Origin of the sequence: Sorangium sp. KYC3313 (assembly GCF_052075895.1) — a bacterium.
Taxonomy (GTDB): Bacteria; Myxococcota_A; Polyangia; order Polyangiales; family Polyangiaceae; genus Sorangium; species Sorangium cellulosum_B.
This window is the reverse complement of the sequence record NZ_CP197255.1, coordinates 45,568-67,877: the sequence shown is the minus strand read 5'-3', so window position 1 is coordinate 67,877 and position 22,310 is coordinate 45,568. Positions and strand designations below refer to the sequence as shown.

Below are 22,310 nucleotides of genomic sequence, written 5' to 3'. Positions count from 1 at the left end.
GTAATCTCGCCGCGTGACGCGGCTAGTCAGCATCGACGGTGTCATCCACCGGCCGGAGGAGGCCAGGGTCTCGGTCTACGACCGCGGCTTCCTCTACGGCGATAGTGTCTTCGAGACCATCCGCACCTACGGCGGCGAGCCGTTCGCTCTGGAAGAGCACCTCGCCCGCCTGGAGCGCTCGGCCGAGCGGATCGCGATCGCCCTGCCGATCCCGCGCGACGAGCTCGGCCGCGAGGTCGTCGCGCTGCTCCGGGCAGCGACGGCGGCCGGGAGCGCCGGGGCCACGGCGGGCTCGGCGTCCGCCGGCAGCTCCGCCGCGCCGCTCGAGAGCACCATCCGCGTGATGCTGACGCGCGGCAGCGGCCCGCTCGGGCTCGATCCCTCGCTCGCGGGCGCGCCCCTGCGCGTCATCCTCGTCGAGCCGCTGAAGCCGCTGCCGGGCGGGCTCTACCGCGAGGGGATCGCGGTCGTCACGATCCGCACCCAGCGGGCCGGCGACGCGGCGCCGGGCGCCAAGGTCTCGAACTACCTCGAGAGCCTGCTCGCCCTGCGCGAGGCGCGGGCCGCGGGGGCGCACGAGGCGCTGATCCTCGACCCGTCCGGTCATGTCGTCGAGGGCACGACGTCCAACGTCTTCCTCGTCGAGCGGCGGCCCGCGGCGCACGAGGGCGCGGAGGACCCGGGTTACATGCTGATCACGCCGCCCAGGGAGGCAGGGATCCTCGTCGGCATCACCCGGGCCCACGTGATGCACGTCGCGGGTGAGCTCGGCATGCCGGTGTGCTGCGAGCCGGTCACGATGGCCCGGCTCCTCGCCGCCGAGGAGGTGTTCATCACCTCGAGCCTCCGGGAGATCGTCCCCGTCGTTCGCGTGGACGCCCACACGATCGGCGCGGGTGTCCCCGGCCCGAAGGCCCGGGCGCTGCACGCGGCTTTCCGCAGGAGGGTGGGCGCCGGTGCGATGCCCCTCCCGTGGGAGACGCCCTGAGCCCGCCGCGGCCGGCTCGACAGCGTCGAAATCTTGCGATCCATGACGTGCCGTTCAGAGCGCGCGTCCAAGGAACTGGCCGGCATGTTCCCTGCGCGGGTCGGATGGGGCTCGCAGTTCGCCCGCCGTACAATCTGCCCGAGAGGAATCCATGATGAATCGCTCGCTTCGAATCGCCTGCTTCCTGGTGTGCTCCGTGTCCGCTGCAGCGACGGCCGGGTGTGCCCTGAGCATCGACGACAACTCCATCACCGCCGAGACCCTCGTGCGTTACGAGGGCACCAACGAGCGTGCTCGGGTCGACTACCTACCCACCCAGAGCGTCCGCATCGTGAGCGAGAACGGGGACGTCGAGGTCGTCACCGGGGACGTGAGCGAGGTCGAGGTCAGCTTCTCCCCGTTCACGATGCGCAAGAAGGACGAGAGGGAGGTCGCGGTGGAGGAGATCGAGAACGACCTCAAGCTCGCCGCGATCATCGACGGCGATGTCGTGATCTCGACGCGGCGCGTCTCGGGCGGGTGGGGAGGGCTGGGCGCCGACATCCAGGTCGTCCTGCCCGCCGCGTTCGACGGCGGGCTCCGCGTCGAGCAGGACAACGGCGGCGTCGAGATCAACCTGGACGGCGCCCCGTCCCGCGGCACCACGGTGGTGAGCGACAACGGCAGCATCGATGTGGTCGGCGCGCGCGGCGTGATCGACGTGGCCACCGACAACGGCCATGTCTTCGTCGACCTCGACGCGTGGAGCGCCTCCGATGGCGCGATCAGCTCCGGCAACGGCGCGATCGAGCTCGCGGTGCCGGCCGGGGTGGACGGGACGATGACCGCGCAGACGCTCAACGGCGACGTCGTGGAGCAGGGCATCCCCTCGACGTGGGCCACCGCCGGCGAGGGCAGCGCGACGTCGTACACGATGGGTGACGGCGACGGCGGCCTGCTCGAGCTCTTCACCGAGAACGGCGACATCACCATCGCGGTGAAGTAGCGCCGCCGGGACAAAAGCCGAGAGGCGAGCGCCGGGTCGCCCCGGGCTCGCCTCCTGGTCTTTGGGTCACCGGCTTTGCGTCGCCGGCGCGCCGGCGAGGCCGGCGTTCCCGATCACCCGCCGGTCGACGGCTGGGCCTCGGCGCCGGAGCCCTCGGCGGGCTCCTCGCCGCCCGCCGCGGCCTCCCTCGCGGGCGGGACGGCGCCGGCCGGGACCGGGATCCGCAGCTGCCCGCCACCCTGCTGGGCGAGCACGCCGAGCGCCTTCTGGAAGAAGGCCGCCAGGAAGGGGATTTCCCGCGGCGGCGAGGTGATCAGCCCGGCGTCCTTGATGGCGCGCGCGACGGCGAGGGCGGTGGTGGCCGCCGCGTCGCCCTTGCGCGCCCGCAGCGACACGGCGCTGCTCCGCATCCGCGTCGCGAGCTGCCCGCGCACCTCGGGCGAGAAGAACCGGTCGGTCGCGAGGTCGATCTCCTCCCGCATGGCCGTGTTCACCAGCCCGGGATCGCGCATCCCGGCGGCGCCGAGCCGCTGGCCGACCTTCTGCAGGAGCTCGTCGAGCGCCTGCCGCGCGGGCAGCCAGTGCCGGAACTCGGGCTCCTCGTGCAGCGCGGCGGAGCCAGCGATCTGCGCCGTCACCAGCTCGTCCGTCAGGCTCTCTTCGAGTTCCGCCACCGGGTGCCTCGGCTCGGCGTCCGGCGCGGGCTCGATGAGATCGCGACACCCCTCGAACCCGAGCGGCACGACCTGCCCCGACACCGCGTTCTGCCGCTTCGCGACCGCGATCCGGTGGCGCGCCCACTCCAGGGAGACCGGCACGGGCGCCGTCCCCAGGTTCTCGTACGCGCGCGCGCGGCCCTCCTTGATCTGCGAGCCGCTGAGCCACCCCGCGCCGGCGTGCAGCACGCCGACCGAGTCGCGCACGATCACCTCGGCGATCCGGTAGCGGCCGCTGGTGTCGCGGCTCGTGATCGCGATGGCCTCGGTCCCGCTCGAGTCGGGCGGGATGAGCGTCGCCTCGACCACCTCGGCGCGCTCCTCCGCGAGCCGCACCACGCGCGGGCGCGTCGGGATCGCCGCCCCGCGCGACTTGAGCACGTTGAGCGCGCGCCGCGCCGCCTTCCGCGCCGCGCCGGAGGCGTCCTCCGACTCGGCGGCCGCCGCGATCGCCTCCGCGTTGGAGGCGCCGAGCCAGGCGTCGACGAGCGCCGGCGCGGCGTCGCCCGCCGACTTCAGCGCCTCGAGCGCCCGATCCCAGCCCGCCGCGAGCACCTCGGCGTCGAAGTCGACCTTCGTCGCCCCGGCGCTCGGGCTGCCTTCCGGGCGGGCGCCGCTCTCGGCCTTGCTCTTCGCGGTGGCCGCGGCCTGCTGGGCCTTCGCGGTGCGCGCGCCGAGCGCCTCGCGCGCCGTGAGCGCCGGCTTCTCCGCCGTCGCGACCGGCTTCGCCTTGGCGGCCGGGAGCGCGAAGAGGAGGTGCGCCGGCTTCGCCGGCCCCTGCGGCTGCCGGGCGCTCTTGCCCGTCACGACCGTCGCGGTCGCGCCCTGGCCGACCACGGTCACCATCCGGTCGCTCTGCTGCTGCTTCGCCGCGGCGGGCGCCCGTCCTTCGGCGCCCCCGGGGCCCTGCGGCCGACCGCCTTCTGCTGCCGGCCGCGCCGAGAAGCCGCGGTCGGGCCTGGGCCCGCGCTCGGGGCGCGGCCCACGGTCGGGGCGCGGCCCGCGGTCGGGCCTCGGTCCACGGTCGGGCCTCGGTCCACGGTCGGACCAGGGGCGGTCGGGGCGCGGCCCGCGCTCGGGCCTCGCGCCCTGCTCTGCGCCTGCTACCTGCGCCGCTCCAGGGCCCTGCTCGGGCCTGGGCCCGCGGTCGGGCCTGGGCCCGCGGTCGGGGCGCGGCCCGCGGTCGGGCCTCGGTCCACGGTCGGGGCGCGGGCCGCGATCGGGCCTGGGCCCGCGGTCGGGCCTCGGCCCGCCGGAGGCCACGGCGGGCCGCTCGGGCCTGGGCGCGCGGTAGTCGCGCACCACCCGCGGCGCGGCGGCCGGCGGCGGCGCGGCGTCCTCGGTCGTCGGCGGCGGCGCGTCCGCGAGCGCCGGCCGCTTGCGGGGCGCGATGAGGTCCAGCAGCGAGCCCTGCGGTTCCTTTGCGGCGGCCTTCGACGAGGGACGCGGCGCCTCGCCTGCGGGCTGCGCCGGCGCGCCCTCGGAGGGCTCGTCGGTCCGCTTCACGCCGCTCGCGCCGCTCGCGCCGACGGACGTGCTCGCCGAGCGGACGACCCTCCGCGCGCGCGGCTTGTCTCCGCTCTCTGCATCGGGGGCGCCTTCGCGCGCAGATTCGGGAACTGCGCTGGCGGTCCGCTCCGTGCTCTCGCTCTCGTTCTTTGTGCTCATGTCGAGGCTCCCGGGGACATAGTGGAGATGGGGACCGCGGCCGCGGCTCCCCGATTATCGCGAAAGATGGGCAACAGCTTCGATCTCGACGGCGGCGCCCTTGGGCAGCGCCGCCACCTGCACCGTCGCCCGTGCGGGCAGCACGCCGCCGACGGCTGCTCCGTACACCTGGTTGACGATGGCGAAATCCGCGAGGTCCGTCAGGTAGATCGTGGTCTTCACCACGTCGCTCCAGCTCGCGCCGGCCGCGGACAGCACCTCGGTCAGGTTCTTGATCACCCGGGCCGTCTGCTCCTCGATCCCCCCGGCGACGAGCTCGCCCGTCGCGGGATCGATCGGGATCTGGCCGCTGCAGAACACGAGATCTCCGGCCTTGACGGCCTGCGAGTAGGGGCCGATGGCGCGCGGGGCCCGATCAGATGTGATGGCGATTTTGGACATGTGGACCTCTGAAGTTCGTGAGCGCTTCGGCGTGAAGAACGCCCGCCCGCCCCGGCCCTCGCTTTCGTGGGCTGGGGCCGATTCTCGCGTTTCCTGCTAGCCGAAGCTCTTCCGGCCTTCGATGGCTCGCCCCAGCGTCACCTGGTCGGCGAACTCCAGATCTCCCCCGTGCGGCACGCCGCTGGCGATCCGCGTGACCTGGATCCCCATCGCGCCGAGCTCCCGCGCGAGCAGGAGCGCGGTCGCCTCTCCGTCGACGGAAGGCGGGGTGGCGACCAGCACCTCCCTCACCGGCTGCTCGGGATCGCGCACGCGCGCCCGGAGCGCCTCGAGCGGCAGCTCCTCGGCGCCGACCCCCTCGAGGGGCGAGAGGAGCCGGCCGAGCACGAAGTACCGCCCGCGCATCGCCCCGCTCCGCTCGATCGCCAGGAGGTCCTGGACGCGCGCGACCACGCACAGGAGCGCGCCGTCGCGCCGCGTATCCAGGCAAATGGCGCAGAGCGTCCGGCCGCCGTCGTCGACCTCGGTGATGTGGCCGCACCGGATGCACGGCCTGATGTGATCGCAGAGCTCGACGAGCTCGCCGCCCAGGTCGCGCGCGGTGTCCTCGCCGGCGGTCACGAGGAAGAGGGCGAAGCGCTGCGCCGTCTTCTCGCCGACGCCCGGCAGGCGCGCGAGCAGCTGGGCGACCCGCGACAGCCGGCCGGGCAGGCCGCCGGGCGCGCTCCGGAAGCCGGCCGCGGGCGCGCCCCGGTCGCCGTTCGGGACCTTCGAGGAGCCGGGGAGCGAGGCCGGGGAGCGCAACGCCGTCAAGTGTGCATGCCGGGGAGCTTGACGCCGCCGGTCACCTTGGTGATCTCGGTCTCGACGAGCTTGTCGGCCGCGTCGAGCGCCGAGTTCGAGGCGGCCACGATGGCGTCGAGCGCCATCTCCAGGCCCTCGCTCGCGAGGAAGGCGGGGTCGACCTCGATCCGGCGCACCTTGCCCTCGCAGGAGACCACGACGGTGACCTTGTCGCCGGCGGCGGTCGCGCTCACCTCGCGGTCCTTCAGCTCGCCCTTCACCTGGTCGATCTTGCGCTGCATGCGCGCCGCCTGGCGAACCAGCTCGTTCATTCCGCCGCGAAATTGCATATTCAGATCGGCGTCTATGCCGTGAACCGCGCCGCGCCGCAACCGTGAAGGGGAGGGGGACGGGGGACGAGGAGGGGCGCTGGACGTGTGGCCCGCCGACGCAGCGCGCGGCCGTTCGACGCAGCGCGCGGCACCGCGGGCGTCGCCCTCCGGGGCTACCCGCTGCGAGCGGGCTCCTCCGTCTCTTCAGGGGGCTGGTTGGCGCGCTCTCCAGGGGCTCCCTGGCGCGTGCTGTGGCTCGATTCCGGCAGGTTCCGGCAGGTTCCGGCCGGTTCCGGCCCTGGCGCGGGGCGGGGTGCATTTTGTGCGGCAATTCTGGCAAACTCTCCGGAATGCAGGGCGACTTCCGTACCGGCCACAGCCGCGGCGACGCGCCCGCGAGAAGGTGCTAGTCGAGCAGCGTATGAGCTACGTCGTCCTCGCGCGGAAATGGCGCCCGCAGTCCTTCGAGGATCTCGTCGGACAGGAGCACGTCTCCACGACGCTCGCCAACGCCATCGCGCGGGATCGCGTCGCCCACGCGTTCCTCTTCACGGGCGTCCGCGGGGTCGGCAAGACGACGAGCGCCCGCATCCTCGCGAAGGCGCTGAACTGCGTCCACGGGCCGACGGCGACGCCCTGCCAGACGTGCGCGCCGTGCGCCGAGATCACGGTCGGCGCGGACGTCGACGTCCAGGAGATCGACGGCGCGAGCTACAACGGCGTCGACGAGGTGCGCAAGCTCCAGGAGAGCCTGCCGTACCGGCCGGCGCGCGACCGGTTCAAGATCTTCATCGTGGACGAGGTCCACATGCTCTCGAACGCGGCGTGGAACGCGTTCTTGAAGACGCTCGAGGAGCCGCCGCCGCACGTGAAGTTCATCTTCGCGACGACGGAGGTGCACAAGGTCCCGGTCACGATCCTGAGCCGGTGCCAGCGCTACGACTTCAAGCTCATCGGGGCGCAGGCGATCGCGGCGCGGCTCCGCTGGGTGCTCGATCAGGAGAAGATCCCCGCCGACGACCCGGCGCTCAGCGCGCTCGCGCGGGAGGCGGCGGGGAGCATGCGCGACGCGATGAGCCTGCTCGACCAGGTGATCGCGTGGGTGGGGACGAGCGGCGATCGCATCACGGCCGAGGGGGTGGCGAAGGTGCTCGGCGTCGCCGACCGCGTCGTGCTGCACCGGCTCGCGGGTGCGCTCGTGGACGGCGACCCTGCGGCGTGCGTGCGCATCGTCGGCGAGCTCGCGCAGGAGGGGTACGATCTGCCGCACGTTGCCCGCGATTTCCTCGCGCACCTGCGCGATCTCGTGGTGGCCAAGGTCTGCGAGGACCCGGCGCCGCTCCTGGATCTCGCGGACGAGGAGGTCGCCGACACGCGCGCGCTCGCGGCGCGGGCGGACGCGGACGATCTCACGCGGCTGCACCAGGGCTTCTCGCGCGCGTTCGACGACATCGCCCGGAGCGGCCAGCCGCGCGCCTCGTTCGAGATGGCGCTCGTCCGGCTCGCCCGGAGGCCGCCGCTCCTGCCGATCGACGAGCTCTTGCGCCGCCTCGGCGATCTCGAGCGGCGCCTGAACGGCGGAGGCGGCGGCGGGGGTGGCGGCGGCGGCGCGCCGGAGCGCGGGCCGCAGCGGCCCGGCGCGCCGTCCGGCGGAGCGGCTGCGCCCCGGCGCGGGGCGGCATCGGCCGAGGCAGCGCCCGAGGACGCGCGCGCCTCCGGCGCGGCGGCGGCCGGCGCGGCGAGGGCGAATGACGCGGCGGCGTTCAACGGCGCGGCGGCGAGCGGCGCGGCGAGAGCGAACGGCGTGGCGGCCACCGGCGCACCGGCGAACGGCGTCGCCTTCGCGAGCGGCGCGGCGGGCGCGGGCGTGGCGGGGAGACCGGCTGGCGCGGCGGCGAACGGCGCGGTAGCGGCGAACGGCGTGGTGAGAGCGAACGGTGCGGCGGCCGTCTATGGCGCGCCGGGCGGGGGCGGGGTCGCGCGAGCGCACGGCGGCATGGCGGCGAACGGCGGTGTCGCGGCGAGCGGCACGTCGGCTGCCAACGTCGTCCCCTTCGTGAACGGCGCGCCGGGTGTGCACGGCGCCGCGACCAGCTTCGCGAGCGGCGGCGCCGCGCCGGCCTTCGCGAAGGCGCCGCCGTACGCGAGCGGCGCGGTCGCGCCCGCGTACCGCGCCGACAGCGCTCCGCCTCCGTCGCCGCGCGGCGCGCTGTACTCCGTTCCGCAGAGCGCGCCGCAGTTCGTGGCGCCCGGCTCGGCGCCGAGGTCGAGCGCGCCGCCCTCGGCGCAGGGCCCGGCGCCGGCGTCGAGCGCGCCGCCCTCGGCGCAGAGCCCGGCGCCGGCGTCGAGCGCGCCGCCGCCGCCATCGATGAGCGCCGAGGACCTCGCCACCTGGCGCGCGGTGATCGCCGCGGTCCGGGTGCAGCGGCCGGCGCTCGCCTCCGTCCTCGAGCACGCGGCGGTGCTGGAGCTCACGCCGACCCGCGTCGCGCTCGGCTACGAGGCGAACTCGTTTCTGTCCGGCCAGGCCACCGAGCCGGCGTCCCGCGACCTGCTCGCCCGCGTCCTCGGCTCCCACTTCGGCGCCCCCACCGAGCTGGTCTTCGAGACGATCACCCGCGGCAGCGCCGGCCCGTCGCTCGCCCAGGTCGAGACCGCCGAGCGCAAGGCCCGCATCGAGGCCGCCAAGCGCGCCGTGGCCGACCACCCGCTCGTCACGGCCGCGATCGAGCTGCTCGGCGCGGAGCTCAAGGACGTGCGGCTCGCTCAGGATTTCGCGGACGGGTGAGGGCCCCGCGCCGCCGCGCCATGCGCCCTGGCGCGCCGGGCACGGCCGTGGACTGACGGCGGGGCGGCCTCAGCCTCCGTCTCGCAGCCAGCTGCGGAACGCCTTGACCGCCTCGTGTTGATCCGGCCAGCGCACGAAGCGCGCGAGCGCGACGAGATCCAGATCCGGAATGAGCTCGCTTGCCGCGATGGGCTCGTACTGCTCGCCGCGCAGCGCATGAATGTGGAACGCGTCGCGCTCCCAGAACCAGACTTCGCGCACGCCGAGCCCGCTGTACACAGGCAGCTTGTCGAGCCCGCCGCTCGTCAACACCACCTCGATCGCGATATCGGGGAATTCCTTCAGCGTGCCGCCGACGCAATAACACTCGTCGGGCTCGAGGCCGCGTGACTTGGCCTCGCGCCGGAACGTGGTCGAGCCGTAGCCGTAGAGAGGCACGTCCCGCTCCAGCGCGAAGAGCTCGATGAGGCGGGCGATGGTCGTCTTCGCCACTTCGTGATCGGTCGACGGGCTCATCAGCTCCAGCGTTCCCTCGCAGAAGGTCATCCGCAGGCCAGGGGTGTCGAGCTCGTCCCGCAGCCTCACGTAGGTCTGCCAGGGGACGTCGTGCATCACGAACCGCTGTTCCCCAGCAGGAGCGGTCGAGGACGGAAGCGGCATGTGCGCAGCGGCTACCATGGGCTCGTGCCGAGGATAGCACGCTCGATGAGCCGCGCGCGGCTCGCCAGGAGCTCGGCCCGCTCCTCCACCGCGCCGGGGCCGACGTCGATCACCTCGAAGCCCGCAGCGCGGTAGAGCGCGCCGAGCCGCTGGTTGATCCGCTCCGCCTCGGCCGCGCGCGCCTCTCTGCTCTTGCCCCAGCGCGGCTCCTGGAGCTCCGGCATCACGGAGAACAGGAACACCAGCGCATAGCGCTCGAACGCGGGCTCGCCTGCCGGCCAGGGGTACTCCGCCTCTCCGCTCGTGCGCAGGTAGTACTCGACCGGATCGAGGTACCCGCGCTCCAGCCAGTCTCCCTCCCGCGCGTCCGCCTCGATCTTCTTCTGGGCCTCCAGCACGAGCGCGGCGAACTCCCGCTTCCGGCACATCGGACAGAGGTGCTCCGGCGCGTCGATCGGGCGAAACGGCGCGTCCGGCGCGTGGCCGTGGGTGCGCGCGCCGAGCTCGTCGAGCACGCGCCGGTGCGCCTCGCCGTGCACGCGGTAGCCCCGCGTGGACGCGAGGTGACGGAGCGTCGTGGTCTTGCCGCACGAATAGGCCCCTGTCGCCACGAAGAGGGGTTTGCCCATCCCCGGCCCACCTACCGCCGCGCCCACCACACCGAGCCTGCGCCGCGCTCGATCGCCCGCCCGGCGCGGGACATGAAGTGAGCGACGGCCTCCAGGACGCCCGGGTGATCCTCGTTGTGGTCATGGCCCGCCAGGACGGCGCCAGGCTTGAGCCTGGGCCACCACGCCTCGAGATCGGCGAGCACGGCCGCGCGGTCGTGCGAGCCGTCGAGGAACACGAGATCCAGGCTGGCGTCGGCGAAGCGCGCCGCCGCGTCCGTGGACGCCATCCGGAGGACCTCTGGCTGGATCCCGAGCGCCGCCATGTTCGCCCTGAACGCGCCGGGCACGTCCTCCGCGGCGAGCATGGCGCGATACCTGTCGGCGTACTTGTCGCTCGAGCCTCCCCAGGTGTCGACGCAATGGAGCGCGACCCCGTTCCTCGCGGCGAGCCGCCCGACGTACGCCGTGGAGAGCCCCTTCCACGAGCCCACCTCGACCATCGCGCCGCCCCGGAGGGGGCGCACCAGCGCCCGGTAGGCGAGGCCGTCCTCCTCGGAGAACCAGCCCTGGATGGGCGCGACCCGGGTCACCGGGAACAGCGCGAGCAGCGCCGCGCGCTTCTGCGCCGGATCGCGGTACTCGTACTGCCTGTCGCACAGCTTGGCGAAGCAGCGGGCGTCGTGCGCGATGAACAGAGGCCGCTCGATCACGGCGAATTTCTTGAGCGACGTGGACCGCTCGGGCTCCCGTTCCCCTCTCCGGATCTCGCCTTCGGTCGTCGCGAAGATCACGTCTTCGTGCCGGATCGGCCGCCCTTGATCCGGGCCGTCGGTCCAGGCCCTCTCTCCGGGGTATCCTGCGCGGTCGGTGCCGTGCTCGAGGAGGCGAGCCAGCTTGTCCGCCTCGCTCGCGCGGAACAGGAGGGGTCCAGTCGTGCCGCGCCCTTCGAGCTCGTCCAGGACCTCCTCGAGGAAGAGCAGGTTCCGGCCGATGTAAGGAAGGGGGATGACGAGCGGTGTCATGACGTGGTGAGCGAGGCGCGCATCGAAGGAGGAGGGCCGAGGACGCCGTCCCAGGGTTGCCAGGTCGAGGCGAGCCTCGCATTGGGGTGGAAGATGAGCTCGTGGACGATGCCCGGGCCCGAGCGCTTCGTCTCCTCGAGCTGGGCGAGGTCGGCCTCCTCGAAGACGACATCCATGTCCTCGAAGCGGAACACCTCGACATAGTAGTAATAGCCCACGATCTGCCGCTCGAACGAGAACCGCGCGTCGGCGCTCAGCGCGTCGAGGAGCGGCTCGAGGCGGACGCGCGCGCGATCGCTGTATTTGACGACGTGGTTCTCGACCACGGCGGCCGGGTCGGTCTTCATCAGCTGCCGGAAGATCACGTTGTCCACGCCGAGCGACCGGGCGAAGCGCAGGTAATCGACGATGGGCTCGACCGCGTCGATCTGCCCGTCGAGGAGCACGCAGGAGAGGCGCACCCGGGTGCCGCCCGCGGAGGCCGCCGCCACGACGCTGCGCAGCTCGTCGGTGCGGAGGCCGTCCTTCATCACCATCAGCCGTGCGTTCCTGTCGTGATCGGGGTGGGCGCGGCTGATGTTGAGGTGCTGGACGCCGGTGTCGACGATCCAGTCGATCACCCGCTTTCCTTCGCGCTGCTGGAGCAGCCCCGAGCCGTTCGTCGTGAGCGTCCGCTTGCGGCCCCGGTGGGCCTGCCCGAGCGCGAGGATGCGGGGCAATCGCGGATCGTGGCTCGGCTCCCCGCCGGTCACCGAGATCGTCGGATCGAGCGGCCGGAGCGCTTCCAGGGACGCCGCCATGGCATCGAAATAGCGCCCGTCGTCGTCCTCGACGGTCTTCTGCACCGACAGGCTGCGTCCGCGCGACGCGGGCCTGAGCTCCTCGACGCAGAAGTGGCATTTCGCGTTGCAGGGCTGACGGCTGTAGATGGAGAAGTTCGCGTTGCGATAGACCTCGACCGGTTGCCCCCAGAGGTCGAAGCGCACGGTGTCGCCGGCGGTGCTGTTGCCCTTGAGATCGAAGGCGCGGCTCTTCAGGCGGCGCCACTCCTCGCGGAAGGGGCGGGCGCTCACGGCAGCCTTCTCATCGCGTCGGAGCGCGCCACGAGGTCGGGGCCGAAGGCGCTGCCGTCCGGGTTGAGCATCGTGAAGTGGGTCCCCACGAGGAAAGGCTCGTCCCAGTCGTCGCGCTTCTGCGCGAAGCCATAGCGCTGGAGGTGGAACACGTTGGCGAGCTCGAGGAGCCCCGCGTCGCGCACCGCCTCGACGATCCATGCGTCGCCGTCGGCCTCGGTCTTGCGCAGCCGGACGTTCAGGACGAGCTGGCGATCGCCGCCGAGCGCGGAGAGCCGCTCGCGCAGGGCGCGCGCGAGGGCGAGCAGGCCGCCGTCGTTCTCGAGGAGGTGGTGGTTCACCGAGAGCTTGATCGTGGCGGGCTCGCCGAGCTTCTGGAGCCACGCGTCGAGGCCGGCCGGATCGCGCGGGATCTCCACGCCGTTGGTCACCACGACGACGCGCGCGCAGCGGGGCTCGGCGCGGGCGAGGCGGACCATCTCGTCGAAGTGCGGGTGGATCGTCGGCTCGCCGCCCTCGAGCTGCACCTCGAAGGGGCCCTCGGCCGGGAAGCTCGCGCGGTAGCGGTCGAGGGCGAGGAAGGTCTGCCCCCGGGGCGACGAGCAGGTGCAGCACCACGGGCAGGAGCGGTTGCAGTGGTTCGAGGTGGCCACGTAGAGCCGGTGCGGCCGCTCCGCCGTGGGGCGGTCGAGCGGCAGCGTGCCCGTGAGCGTGGCGTTCTGGGGGCGCGTCGCGGTCGGCATGGAGCCTCCTGCGAGCAGGATACGGCGGCGGGGGGAGGGGATGAAGGAGATCCGCGGATCAGCTTCCCGGCGCCGGGCGTGCCATGCGCGCCGGAGCGAAGCTACCGTAGCCGCCCTGATCGCTCCGGCGAATCGCGGACTCGAACACGATGGCGATGCCGCGGGAGCGCAGGACGCTCGGATTCACCTCGAAGACCTCCGGCGACGTCAGGACGGAGCCGATCACGGGGCGTGAGAGGGGCACCGTCCAGATCGGCCACCGGAATGCTCCTGTCTTCCACTCGCCGCTGCATCCGGTCGTCACGATCCGGTCGCGCACGGGAGCGACCCGGATGAACGGCAGGCCCCGGAACGCGAGCCAGTCCGCGCCGGGCACGCCGAGCTTCTTGTCCTTCGAAGGATCGCTCGCGCGCAGCGCATAGTCGCGCGCCGACGTGTTGTCCCACTGGAGCACCGGGAGCGGCCGCTCGTACTTCCACGGCCCGAACAGAGCCTCTTCCAGATCCTCGACGCGCACGCCCTGGAGGAGCTCGCTTACCATCGTGAGGAACTCCTGCTGGCCCGCGGTGAAATGCAGCGCGGTCGGCTTCGTGTTGCCGTTGTTGTCCACCGCCACGTCCGTCGCGAATGCGGCGGCGAAGGCGAGGCTCCGCCGCAAGTCGTCTCTCACCAGACGGCTCAGGTACTCCGCGAAGTAGCCCGGAGGGGGCTTGAGATCGTGCGCCTCGGTTCCGGCGCCGTCCTTGCGATAACGCAGCCGCTCGATCGCGGGCTCTCCCTGGAAGCTCTTCAGGTCCTGCACCAGCGCATCGAGCAACGCGCCGCGATCCGGGCCGCCCACGATCGCCGGTTGGTAGTTGCCACCGGCGCGCCAAACGAGCCTTGGCTCCCGTCTCCCGTCCTGAGTCTGGTCGGCGAGCGCGTTGAGCACCCCGAGCGCCGCCAGGAACGCCAGCGGGTTCTTGCCATCAAGCCCGGTCAGCAAGAGCTCCGTCATTTCTCGCCCCTCGCCCCGACGTCGCCGCGCTGCTCTTCCTCGCTCCGCCGGTGATCCGCGAGCCGCAGGATCGCTTCGAGCCACGCCAGCCCGAACCAGCCGTAGTGCTGCACGAGCCGCCAGAACCGCTCGGTGATGCCCGAATCGAGCCGCGCCAGGCCGTGATCGCTCGAGACGCGCACGGGCGTGCCCTCCACGTCCAAGGTGAGCTCGACGGGCTCGTCCTCCGGGATGACCGGCGCGAATGGCCGACACCAGCCGTGGTGTGAGGCCGTGAGGTGCAGGACCAGGTCGCGATCGACCTCCTTGTCGAACAGCTGTGCGCAGCCCTGAAGGAGCGCAACGGACGAGAGCTCGTGACGCGCTCCCCGCGGATACCCGGATCGCTTGAACGCGTGGGCCCGCGCTGCGCGATCCGCTGCGACGACCGCGCTCTTGGCGAGCGGCTCGGGCGCCACCGCCGCCCTGAGCTCGCTGCCCCCGTGGAGCATCCGCTGGAACCGCGGGTCGACCTTCCCGGCGTCGTGCCAGCGCGCCGCCAACTCGACGGCGCGCGCGACATCGAGCGGGAGCCCACACTGCTCGGCGAACCGCCTGGCCCAGGCAGCGACCCCTCCCAAATGCTCGCGCAGCGTTACCTCGACGCCTGTGTACGAGGCGCCGTCGCCCTCCGTCGTCACATCGCCCGCCCCGTCGTTGCGTGCGCGGAAGCGGCCGACGAGCGCGAAATAGCCCGGCTCGACCCACCGCTTTCCATCGTCGTCCTCCAGCGCCACGCCGTCGATTCGCACGAGCGCAGGGCGCCTCCTGCCCTTCACCGCGAGCGCCTGGAGCACGTCACCAAGCCACGGTGGCATGGCCGTCGCCGCGCTCATCTCGGACAGCCACGCGTCCATGGCCGCCCGGTCCTCGGCTTCCGACCGCTCGTCCACGACCGGGACGGGAGCCTCCGGCCATGCGGGGTCCGTAACGTCGGTGTGCCATTGCGTGACCTCAGGGTGCAGCCGCAGCGTCGGACGCCCCGTCTGCTGCCATCGGGCGCGATCGCCCAGGTCCGAGACGGGCTCTTGGGAGGATGGATCCCAGGTGCCTCCGGCGAGGCCTCCATAGGCGCTCGGGACGACGAGCGTGCTGCCTGCGCGGAGGTCGCCGGGCTCGACCACCCGGCTATCGTCGCCATTCCAGAGGAGCGCGAGCCGCCCGCTCCGCGGTTTCGCGTCGTGCTCCTCCCCCGCCGCGCGCCCTTCGACGTCGGCGAGGTCGGGCTCCGCGCCGCCCTGGAGCCACGCGCGAACCGCATGGATCGGCATCGAAATCGCCTCGACCCCGACCGGCGCGCAAGCCTCCACGCGCTTCAACAGAGCCTCGCGCGCCGCCTCGTCCGCTGTCGCCCGCGCGAGCAGCAGCTCCGTCACATCGGCGCGCCAGACGACCTGAACCTCGGGGGTTTGCTCCTGCTCGGTCCCGTGAAGCCACAGCGCGACATCGGGATCGAACGCTGGGCTCGGCATCGTCTGCACCCACGCGTCGAGGTGCGCGGGCAGCATCACGGGCGCACGCCCCTTCTGCGTGTGCATCTCGGCGAGCCTCTTGCCCTCGGGTAGCGCCGCCTCCAGCGCCTGGATGCCGAAATCGCGCGCCGCCTCGCCAAGCCACTTCCACGTCTCGGTGAGCGCCTTGCCATAGATCGGGTCGACGTGATCCTTGGCGAGCGCGTCCGAGCGCACAAGGACCACGCCGCGCGCGTCCTCGATGGTGCCAATCCGGTTCAGGCGCCCGAATCGCTGCCGGAGCGCGTCGAGCGAAGCGCACTCCGTCACGATCGCGTCGAGATCGAAGTCGGCGCCCGCCTCGATGCACTGTGTCGCGACGATGATGACCGGGTGCGCAGTCGTATCGCGTACGCGGTCCGAGCGGACGAGCCGGCCAATCGTGGCATCGAGATCGTCCCGATCGAGCGGACGCATGCGGCCTGTGACGAGGAAGACGTCAGCGCTGTCGCCGGTTCGCTTTCGAATGACCGCGGCCGCCTCGCGCGCCGTGGCGACGCGGTTGACGATGACGCCGACGGCGCGCCCCGGCGCGACGAAGCGCAGGGCATGGTCGGCGCATGCCTCGGCGAAGGTCGCTCGCCGCGCGTCCTCCCCGCCGCTCACCTTCACTTCACCGAGCGTGACCGGCTTCTTCGCCCGGCGCCGCTTCGCGAGCCGCTCGTCGCGGTGATCGTCCTCGTTCAGCCCGAACACGCGCCGGCCGTCCGATGCAGCCGACGCGCTGCCCGGCGTGGCCGACATCTCCACGACCTGCCATCGGTCGGGCAGCTTGCGGGTCGCCCACGCGCGGTACCGGCGCAGCGCGAGCAGCGTTTCGCGAAACGGCTGCGACAGGTGCACCTCGTCGAGCAGCAGGAGCGTGTCGTTGCCCAGCAGCCCCGCGTGGATCGGGCGCATGGAGTCGCTCACGCCGTAGCCACGGAAGAGCAGCCGCGAGCCGACCTGATCCACGGTCGAGACGGCCACGAGCGGCTGATCGGGCCTCCGCGCCCACGCGTCGTCGCGCGGCATGCCGCCGCGGAGCTGCGCCAGCGCGAGCGGCGCCTCGCCCTCACGGAGGCCGGCGAGCCCGCGGAGCCGGTCGGCCACCGTGCAAAGGATGCCGTTCGGTGCAGACTTCAGGGCCTCGGCGATCTTCTTCGCGCGTTCGAACGCCTGATCGACGACCGTCCGCCGATCGACGACCATCACGATGCGTCGGGGGGCCTTGCGCTGCTCCGGCGGCAATGCAGCGTCGAGCGCGAGGTGGAAGACCGCGACGTCGATCGCCGCCGTCTTGCCCGTGCCCGTGGGCAGATCGAGCAAGTTCGGCCAGCCCCCATCGCGCGCGACCTCCGCGAGCAGCCTCTCCTGCCATGGAAATGGCGTCACGCGGTCGCTCGGATCCGGCGTTGCGCTGTGGATCGCCGCAAAATAAGCGGCGAAGTCGTCGGGCGAGAGCTCAGCCATCTCCCCTCAGCGGCCGGAAGAGGCCGAGGCCGAAGTAACGTCCGGCGCCGAGCAGGATCGGTCCCCGCACCGGCGCGTCGAACGAGAGGGTCGCGTGCACGAGGACCCGCTGCAGGGGAGGTGTGCCCGCCTGGAACGGCGGAAAATTCCGGGCTTTTTCGGCGCCCGCGAGGGGCGCCGCCGGCGCGACCGTCACGCGCGCCGGGCGCGGGAGGCCGATCCGCTCGCACGCGGTGGCGACGGTCGCCTCGGCCTCCGCGTAGGCGGCGGCCTCCTTCTGCGGATCGCGCGCGTCGAGCTCGCCCGGGTTGCGGTCGAGCGCGACCGGCGTGGCGCTGGCCCACGACGTGGCCTCGGCGCACCACGTCGCTGGCCGCAGCGTCGATTGGAACGCCTGCTCTTCCAGCCGCTCGAGGATCAGCTCACCTGCCCTCCCAAGGTGGACAGGGAGCCGCGGCGGTTCCTCGTCGCCATCGCGCCTTTGCTGTTCCCAGCCATCCAGCGCGCGGTAGACGGCGAGTCGTTCGTCGCGCGTCGCGTCCCGCGGCAGGATCAGCGCGACGCCCAGGATCGCGCCGTCGGCGTGCTCGCTGCCGACGAACGGCAGCGGGACGTAGGCGAGCTGAGGGCGCTCGCTCGGTCCGCCCGAGGCGCGGTGCCCCGAGAGGATCTCGGGCGCGTCAGGGCCGTGCGCCGCCATCATGGCCTTGCGCACCGTCCGGGCGATGTCGAGGCCACGAACCGACGGGAGGCGCGGGCCGGCGACCCGGCGCAGGACGATCCACTCGTCGCTGAAGCGTGGCGCCGGCGCGCTCGCCTCGCCGGCGGCGCGAGGCCTCACGTAGCGCTGAAACGACGCCGGCAGGACCCGTCCGGGCGTGTCGGCCTGGAGCTCGAAGGCCGTGCAGAGGGCCGTGAGCTGGCCCGGGCCCACGACGCGGAGCACCGCCTCGTCCCCGACACGCCCCTGGCCGGCGTCGTCCGGGATCCACGTTGGCTCGGGGCGATCGCCGCGCACGCGGACGCTGACGAGCGACGAGGAGTGTCCGAGCCGCGTCACGCGCGCGGCGAGCGCATCGAGCGTCGCGCGCAGCTCGGGCGAGGGCGCCGCGTTCGGCCATGCGAAGACGATGTGCGGCGCTGCTGACCCCATCTCGGCCGGCGCGCTCGACGGGAAGGTGCGCGGCTGGCGCGTCCGTCGCTCGGGCAGGATCGACGCCGCCTTCGCCGGCCCGTCTTTCCCCTCCTTGCCGGTCGGGACCGGGGCGATCGCCTTGCGCACGGCCTCGTTGAAGCGCGCTTCGGCCTTGGCGAGCGCCTTCTCGGCCGCGGCGAGCGCCTTGCCTCCCTTCGGCCGCGCGGCGTCGAGCCCTGCGCGCGCCTCGCGCACGGCGAGCGCCTCGTCGTCGAGCGAGCCGACGACGCTCGTGTCGTTCACGGGCACGAACACCGTCACGACCTCCCGCGCTGCGGCCTCCGGCGCGGTGATCTCGGGCGGGCCTTGCTGCTCCAGCCACTCCAGCGCGGCGTGCTCGTCGTCGGACCGGTCGAGCGCCTCGAAGTACGCCGCGACGAGGGCCGAGAACAGCCGCGCCGGGTGCGGCGGCCACTCGGCCCGACCGCGGTCGTCGACGGCGGTCGCCACGTAGCGGCCGGTCAGCAGGGCGACCTCGATCGCGAGCATCAGCCCTCGTCCTCGGCCTCGCCGCTCGCCGCCAGCTCGCGGCTCTTCCGGATGAGGCCGGCGAGCTTCGGCGCCGGCGTGAGCGTGATGGGCTTCGGGTCCCAGCCGAGGCCGAGCCGCCGCGCGTTCTGCTCGGCGCCCTTGAGCAGGGCAGCCGCCTCGCTCCGGGAGAGCGAGAAGCGCTCCGGCTCGCCGCCGTCCCGGCCCACGAGCTCGAAGACGAGGGGCTCTCTCGCGACGAGGGTCGAGCGCGAGCGGAGGTCGTAACCCTGGTCGCGCTGGTAGACGACGGCGGCGAGGGCCAGCGCGGCGAGGGCGGTGCGCGCCGCAGCCTCGGCTGCGTCGCGCTGCTCGGCAGGGAGGCGCTCGCCCGAGCAGGTGGTCTGGAAGCGCAGGCGGCGGAGGGCGCCGAGCGAGAGCACGGTGGTCTGCACGGCGTGGCTCATCGTGACGCCTCCCGCGGCTGCATCGATGCTCGGCGGGATGTTGCCGTGATTGATGGCGGACGGAGAGCCCTTCTTGCCGTCGCCGCCGCCGCTGCGGGAGAACTCGACGGGCTTGCCCTTGGCGAGCTCGGCCTCCTTCGGATCGACCGTCCAGTCCTGGCTGGGGTCCTTGTGCTTGAACACCGGCCCGGCCTTCGTCTGGATGCCGGCGGGGTCGAGGCGACTCGCCGTCTTGACGCCGGGCGCGACGTCGATCCCGACGATCTCGGAGACCAGACAGCGCTGGAACTTGGCGCCGAGGCCGCCCTTCGGGCCGGTGCTGTCCCAGACGCCGAAGATCAGGGCTGTCGGGCAATACTTGTACATGGCCGTCGCGTGGGTCGGGCGCGCGTCGGTCACCTCTTTGCCGACGGTCGTGTGGCGGAACGGGGTGCCGCCCAGCACGCTGTCGCGGAGGAGCGCGTCGGCGATGCGGTGCGGGGCCTGGAGCGCCGTGATCTGCTCGAGGTCCGCGAGGCCATCCTCGTTCGAGAAGTCGACCTGCACGATCGGGAAGGGGAGCTCCCCGCGCCGGAATCCGTCGAGCAGCGCCTCCTCCAGGCGGTTTGCCTGGGAAGCGACCGAGTCGAGGAGCACTGTAGTCACGTCGCGCCCGTCGATGCGCCGCTGCTCCGTCGCGTACTTCGTGGTCGCGTTGCGCTCCTTCACGTAGGTCGGCGGAAAGACCTTGTCTCCGGGGCCGCCCGCGGGATCGAGGCGCGTGATCGTGCGGATGGCTGCGGCGCCGCCGGCGACGGCGTTCGCGAGGGTATCGAGATCGAGAGAGCGCATCGGTCCTCCGTGGGCGGAACGTGCTGGATGTCGGCGAAAAACGCGAAAAGCTCCAGGCGGCGCAGGGCGGGGCGAGCTCGTGCAGCGTGGCGCCAGCGTCGCGCGGCTGGAGCGGAGGTGTCCACCATCGCAGAGGAGACGGCGAAGGGGAAGTGGGCGATCCCTTACTCCGCAATTTTGCGTACCCCGCGCGAGCTTACCTGACGGAGCGACGGGCGCAGCCGAGCTCGGCTTGGGTAGCCGAGACGACGGTTGTCTGGGGCCGCTGTGGCGGGCGTCGAGCTGGGGGCGACATGGGCGTGGCGGCACGGGAGGCGTGGCGCGGCCTATCGATGGGCCCCGGGCCCCCTGCGGCCAGCGGAGCTCGCAGCGCGCCGCTGTCGGAGAGGCGTCGTGCCGCAGGACGCCGACGCACTTGGCGTGCATTGCGATGAACGGTCCGGAATTCTCAGGTCAATTGATGAATTCGAATGCTTGACTCTGCCTGACGCGAAGGCGTTTGATGGCGCCCAGAGGGGGTGCCACGATGGCGCGAGCTCCTGAGCGAGTCACGGACGAATCGAGCGACCCGCTGATCCGGGCGAAGCCGCTCCCGCGGAGGTTGCCTGTCGCGGGGGCGCCGCCGGAGCTGGTGCCGGCGCGGATGATCAACGAGGTGCTGTATTGCGAGCGCCTGCTCTACCTGGAGTGGGCGCAGGGGGAGTTCGAGGACAACGTCTTCACGGTGGAGGGCCGGAGCGTGCACCGGCGCGCGGACGTCGCGGGCGGCGAGCTGCCGCCGCGGCCGGCGGGGGCGGCGGGCGGCTCCACCGAGGCGCCGGCCGCCGCGCCGTCCGCCGCGCCGCCTGCGCCGGCTCCTCGACGGCGCGCTTCGGCGAAGCGGGCGGACGTGGACGACGAGGCCGACGAGCCTGCGCCGTACGAGGCGCGCAGCGTGTGGCTGTCGTCGGAGCCGCTCGGCATCACGGCGAAAATCGACGTGGTGGAGGGCGACGCGTCGGGGCGCCTGGTCCCGATCGAGTACAAGCGCGGCCGCGCGCCGGACGTGCCCGGAGGGGCCTACTTGCCGGAGCGCGCGCAGCTCTGCGCCCACGTGCTGCTCCTGCGCGAGCACGGGTATACGTGCGACGCGTACCCGTCGTTCCGGACGAGGTGAAGGCGTCGTCCAGGACGAGGTGAGTGAAGGCACGGCGCGGGAGAGCGCGGGCCGAGGGAGCGCGGGAGACAGCGAGCGAAGGAGGCCGGCGTGAGGCAGAGCTACATCGTGAGTTACGACGTCTGCGATCCGAAGCGGCTGCGCAAGATCTTCAAGGCGATGCGGGGGTACGGCGACTGGCTGCAGCTCTCGGTGTGGCAGTGCGAGCTGAGCCGGAGGGAGCTCGTGGAGCTGCGGAGCGATCTCGGGCAGATCATCGATCCGAGGGTGGACCAGGTGCTGATCATCGACATCGGTCCGGCGAACGGGCGCGGGCTGAGCGCCATCGCGTCCCTCGGGAGGGCGTACGTCCCGTCGGAGCGGGTGGCCGTGGTGGTGTGAGGCGCCGCGCCGGCGGGGGCGGGGGATGAGGCAGGAGAGCGCGGGGGCGCGTCATCTGCTCGCGCCGCTCGGCGGCCGGCGCCCGCGCCGCTCAGCGCGCCTTGCGCTTTGCCTTCGCGACGGGGGCGCCGGTGAGGAACGCGCCGGTCTCGGCCTGTGGCTCGGGGACGTCGCTGTCGCTGTCGTCGTCGGTCTCCTCGTCGGCGTCCTCGCTGGCCGGAGCGGCCTTGGAGGAGCTGGCGCGGCGGAAGCCGAGCTCGCGGAGGAGCCTTCGGTCCTCGCCTGACAGGCCGCTGCTGCCGGCGGGGCTTCGTGCCGCGGCAGAGCGGCGTTGCGTCGACGGATCCTGCTGGCGTCCCACGTCGAGAGGGTCGACGATCGCGCGAGGTCCGGTCGAACGGCCCTGCCGAGAAGCCCGAAGCCGTCCCGGCACCCCCGGCCGGGGCGGTCGGCACGCTGTGAACCCGTTCGGGTGATCCGGCACGTCCAGGCGAGAGATGGTTGGACCCATCTCCCGCCTGGACGTGCCTTCACAAAAAGACGAGTGGGATCCATCTCCCGGTGGACGTGCCTTCACAAAAAGACGAGTGGGATCCATCTCCCGGTGGACGTGCCTTCACCAAAAGACGAGTGGGATCCATCTCCTGCCTGGACGTGCCTCCACAAAAAGACGAGTGGACCCATCTCCGCGGTGGACGTGCCTCCACAAAAGATGGGGGGCACCCATTTCCGCGGTGCGGGTACGAGCGCGCTCGCCCGGGGGACTGGGACGGTCCGGGAACGCGGGCGGGCTCGGTCGCGCAGGCCGCCTCGGGCAGAAGGACGACCTGTCCGGCGCAGCGACCGACGGCCGGCGCCACGGTTCCCGCGGTCCTGGCGCCAGAACACGCCACCCCGCAGGACGCACGTGCCGCGCGGGCGTCCTGCGGGGCGGTGGGGGGTCGCCCGGTATCGTGACATGCAGGAGGAAGGAGACGGAAGGAGCGCCGGTCCCGTGCGCGTG

The 22,310-nt window shown here is 72.8% G+C and carries 19 protein-coding genes; 5 read left to right on the top strand and 14 right to left on the bottom strand.

Annotated elements, in window-relative coordinates:
- Positions 1 to 13 precede the first annotated feature (13 nt).
- Positions 14 to 988 carry an aminotransferase class IV gene (locus tag ACSRUE_RS00270; RefSeq protein ID WP_441289267.1) on the top strand — a complete coding sequence of 325 codons (975 nt, stop codon included), beginning with the start codon at positions 14 to 16 and terminating at the stop codon, positions 986 to 988.
- A 151-nt stretch (positions 989 to 1,139) separates the two neighbouring features.
- Positions 1,140 to 1,973, top strand: coding sequence for a hypothetical protein (locus ACSRUE_RS00265; RefSeq protein ID WP_441289266.1), 834 nt, complete (start codon positions 1,140 to 1,142; stop codon positions 1,971 to 1,973).
- Positions 1,974 to 2,086: 113 nt separating this feature from the next.
- On the opposite strand, the gene ACSRUE_RS00260 is transcribed toward ACSRUE_RS00265, so the two are convergent.
- The 4 genes from ACSRUE_RS00260 to ACSRUE_RS00245 all read right to left on the bottom strand — a co-directional run bounded on the left by ACSRUE_RS00260 (position 2,087) and on the right by ACSRUE_RS00245 (position 5,913).
- A complete protein-coding gene (locus ACSRUE_RS00260) occupies positions 2,087 to 4,357 on the bottom strand; it encodes a hypothetical protein (RefSeq protein WP_441289265.1) in 2,271 nt (756 codons plus the stop codon).
- 54 nt (positions 4,358 to 4,411) lie between these two features.
- Positions 4,412 to 4,798 carry a RidA family protein gene (locus ACSRUE_RS00255; protein ID WP_437279214.1) on the bottom strand — a complete coding sequence of 129 codons (387 nt, stop codon included), beginning with the start codon at positions 4,796 to 4,798 and terminating at the stop codon, positions 4,412 to 4,414.
- A gap of 96 nt (positions 4,799 to 4,894) precedes the next feature.
- Positions 4,895 to 5,611, bottom strand: coding sequence for a recombination mediator RecR (recR, locus tag ACSRUE_RS00250; protein ID WP_441289264.1), 717 nt, complete (start codon positions 5,609 to 5,611; stop codon positions 4,895 to 4,897).
- A complete protein-coding gene (locus ACSRUE_RS00245; RefSeq protein WP_441289263.1) occupies positions 5,608 to 5,913 on the bottom strand; it encodes a YbaB/EbfC family nucleoid-associated protein in 306 nt (101 codons plus the stop codon). The genes recR and ACSRUE_RS00245 overlap by 4 nt, the downstream gene beginning before the upstream one ends.
- Positions 5,914 to 6,334: 421 nt before the next feature.
- Here ACSRUE_RS00245 and dnaX point away from each other — a divergent pair, with 421 nt between their 5' ends.
- On the top strand, positions 6,335 to 8,701 hold the full coding sequence (gene dnaX, locus ACSRUE_RS00240) for a DNA polymerase III subunit gamma/tau (protein ID WP_441289262.1): 2,367 nt from the start codon (positions 6,335 to 6,337) through the stop codon (positions 8,699 to 8,701).
- Between the two features lie 69 nt (positions 8,702 to 8,770).
- Here dnaX and ACSRUE_RS00235 read toward each other — a convergent pair whose 3' ends face one another.
- Genes ACSRUE_RS00235 through cas7g form a run of 9 tightly spaced genes read right to left on the bottom strand, consistent with a single transcriptional unit; the run spans position 8,771 to position 19,770 of the window.
- On the bottom strand, positions 8,771 to 9,379 hold the full coding sequence (locus ACSRUE_RS00235; RefSeq protein ID WP_441289261.1) for a Uma2 family endonuclease: 609 nt from the start codon (positions 9,377 to 9,379) through the stop codon (positions 8,771 to 8,773).
- Positions 9,373 to 9,990 (bottom strand): AAA family ATPase, encoded by a 618-nt coding sequence (locus ACSRUE_RS00230; protein ID WP_437762059.1) that lies wholly within the window; start codon positions 9,988 to 9,990, stop codon positions 9,373 to 9,375. Before ACSRUE_RS00230 ends, ACSRUE_RS00235 begins: the two co-directional genes overlap by 7 nt.
- 11 nt (positions 9,991 to 10,001) lie before the next feature.
- A complete protein-coding gene (locus ACSRUE_RS00225; RefSeq protein WP_441289260.1) occupies positions 10,002 to 10,994 on the bottom strand; it encodes a class I SAM-dependent methyltransferase in 993 nt (330 codons plus the stop codon).
- On the bottom strand, positions 10,991 to 12,067 hold the full coding sequence (locus tag ACSRUE_RS00220) for a radical SAM protein (RefSeq protein ID WP_441289259.1): 1,077 nt from the start codon (positions 12,065 to 12,067) through the stop codon (positions 10,991 to 10,993). Before ACSRUE_RS00220 ends, ACSRUE_RS00225 begins: the two co-directional genes overlap by 4 nt.
- Positions 12,064 to 12,810: a radical SAM protein gene (locus tag ACSRUE_RS00215; protein WP_441289258.1), complete on the bottom strand. Its 747-nt coding sequence runs from the start codon at positions 12,808 to 12,810 to the stop codon at positions 12,064 to 12,066. Before ACSRUE_RS00215 ends, ACSRUE_RS00220 begins: the two co-directional genes overlap by 4 nt.
- A 58-nt stretch (positions 12,811 to 12,868) precedes the next feature.
- A complete protein-coding gene (locus ACSRUE_RS00210) occupies positions 12,869 to 13,807 on the bottom strand; it encodes a type I-G CRISPR-associated protein, Cas3-extension family (protein WP_441289257.1) in 939 nt (312 codons plus the stop codon).
- Positions 13,804 to 16,809: a type I-G CRISPR-associated helicase/endonuclease Cas3g gene (cas3g, locus tag ACSRUE_RS00205; RefSeq protein WP_441289256.1), complete on the bottom strand. Its 3,006-nt coding sequence runs from the start codon at positions 16,807 to 16,809 to the stop codon at positions 13,804 to 13,806. The genes ACSRUE_RS00210 and cas3g overlap by 4 nt, the downstream gene beginning before the upstream one ends.
- Positions 16,802 to 18,493, bottom strand: a complete 1,692-nt coding sequence (csb2, locus tag ACSRUE_RS00200) for a type I-G CRISPR-associated protein Csb2 (protein WP_441289255.1) — start codon at positions 18,491 to 18,493, stop codon at positions 16,802 to 16,804. The genes cas3g and csb2 overlap by 8 nt, the downstream gene beginning before the upstream one ends.
- A complete protein-coding gene (gene cas7g / locus ACSRUE_RS00195; RefSeq protein WP_441289254.1) occupies positions 18,493 to 19,770 on the bottom strand; it encodes a type I-G CRISPR-associated RAMP protein Csb1/Cas7g in 1,278 nt (425 codons plus the stop codon). Before cas7g ends, csb2 begins: the two co-directional genes overlap by 1 nt.
- A 526-nt stretch (positions 19,771 to 20,296) precedes the next feature.
- On the opposite strand from cas7g, the gene ACSRUE_RS00190 reads away from it, so the two are divergent.
- Both ACSRUE_RS00190 and cas2 read left to right on the top strand, forming a co-directional pair.
- Entirely contained in the window at positions 20,297 to 20,926 is a 630-nt protein-coding gene (locus ACSRUE_RS00190; RefSeq protein WP_441289253.1) for a CRISPR-associated protein Cas4, read from the top strand.
- A 90-nt stretch (positions 20,927 to 21,016) separates the two neighbouring features.
- Positions 21,017 to 21,307: a CRISPR-associated endonuclease Cas2 gene (gene cas2 / locus ACSRUE_RS00185; RefSeq protein WP_437762050.1), complete on the top strand. Its 291-nt coding sequence runs from the start codon at positions 21,017 to 21,019 to the stop codon at positions 21,305 to 21,307.
- Between the two features lie 91 nt (positions 21,308 to 21,398).
- Here cas2 and ACSRUE_RS00180 read toward each other — a convergent pair whose 3' ends face one another.
- Entirely contained in the window at positions 21,399 to 21,668 is a 270-nt protein-coding gene (locus ACSRUE_RS00180) for a hypothetical protein (RefSeq protein ID WP_441289252.1), read from the bottom strand.
- Positions 21,669 to 22,310: the final 642 nt, after the last annotated feature.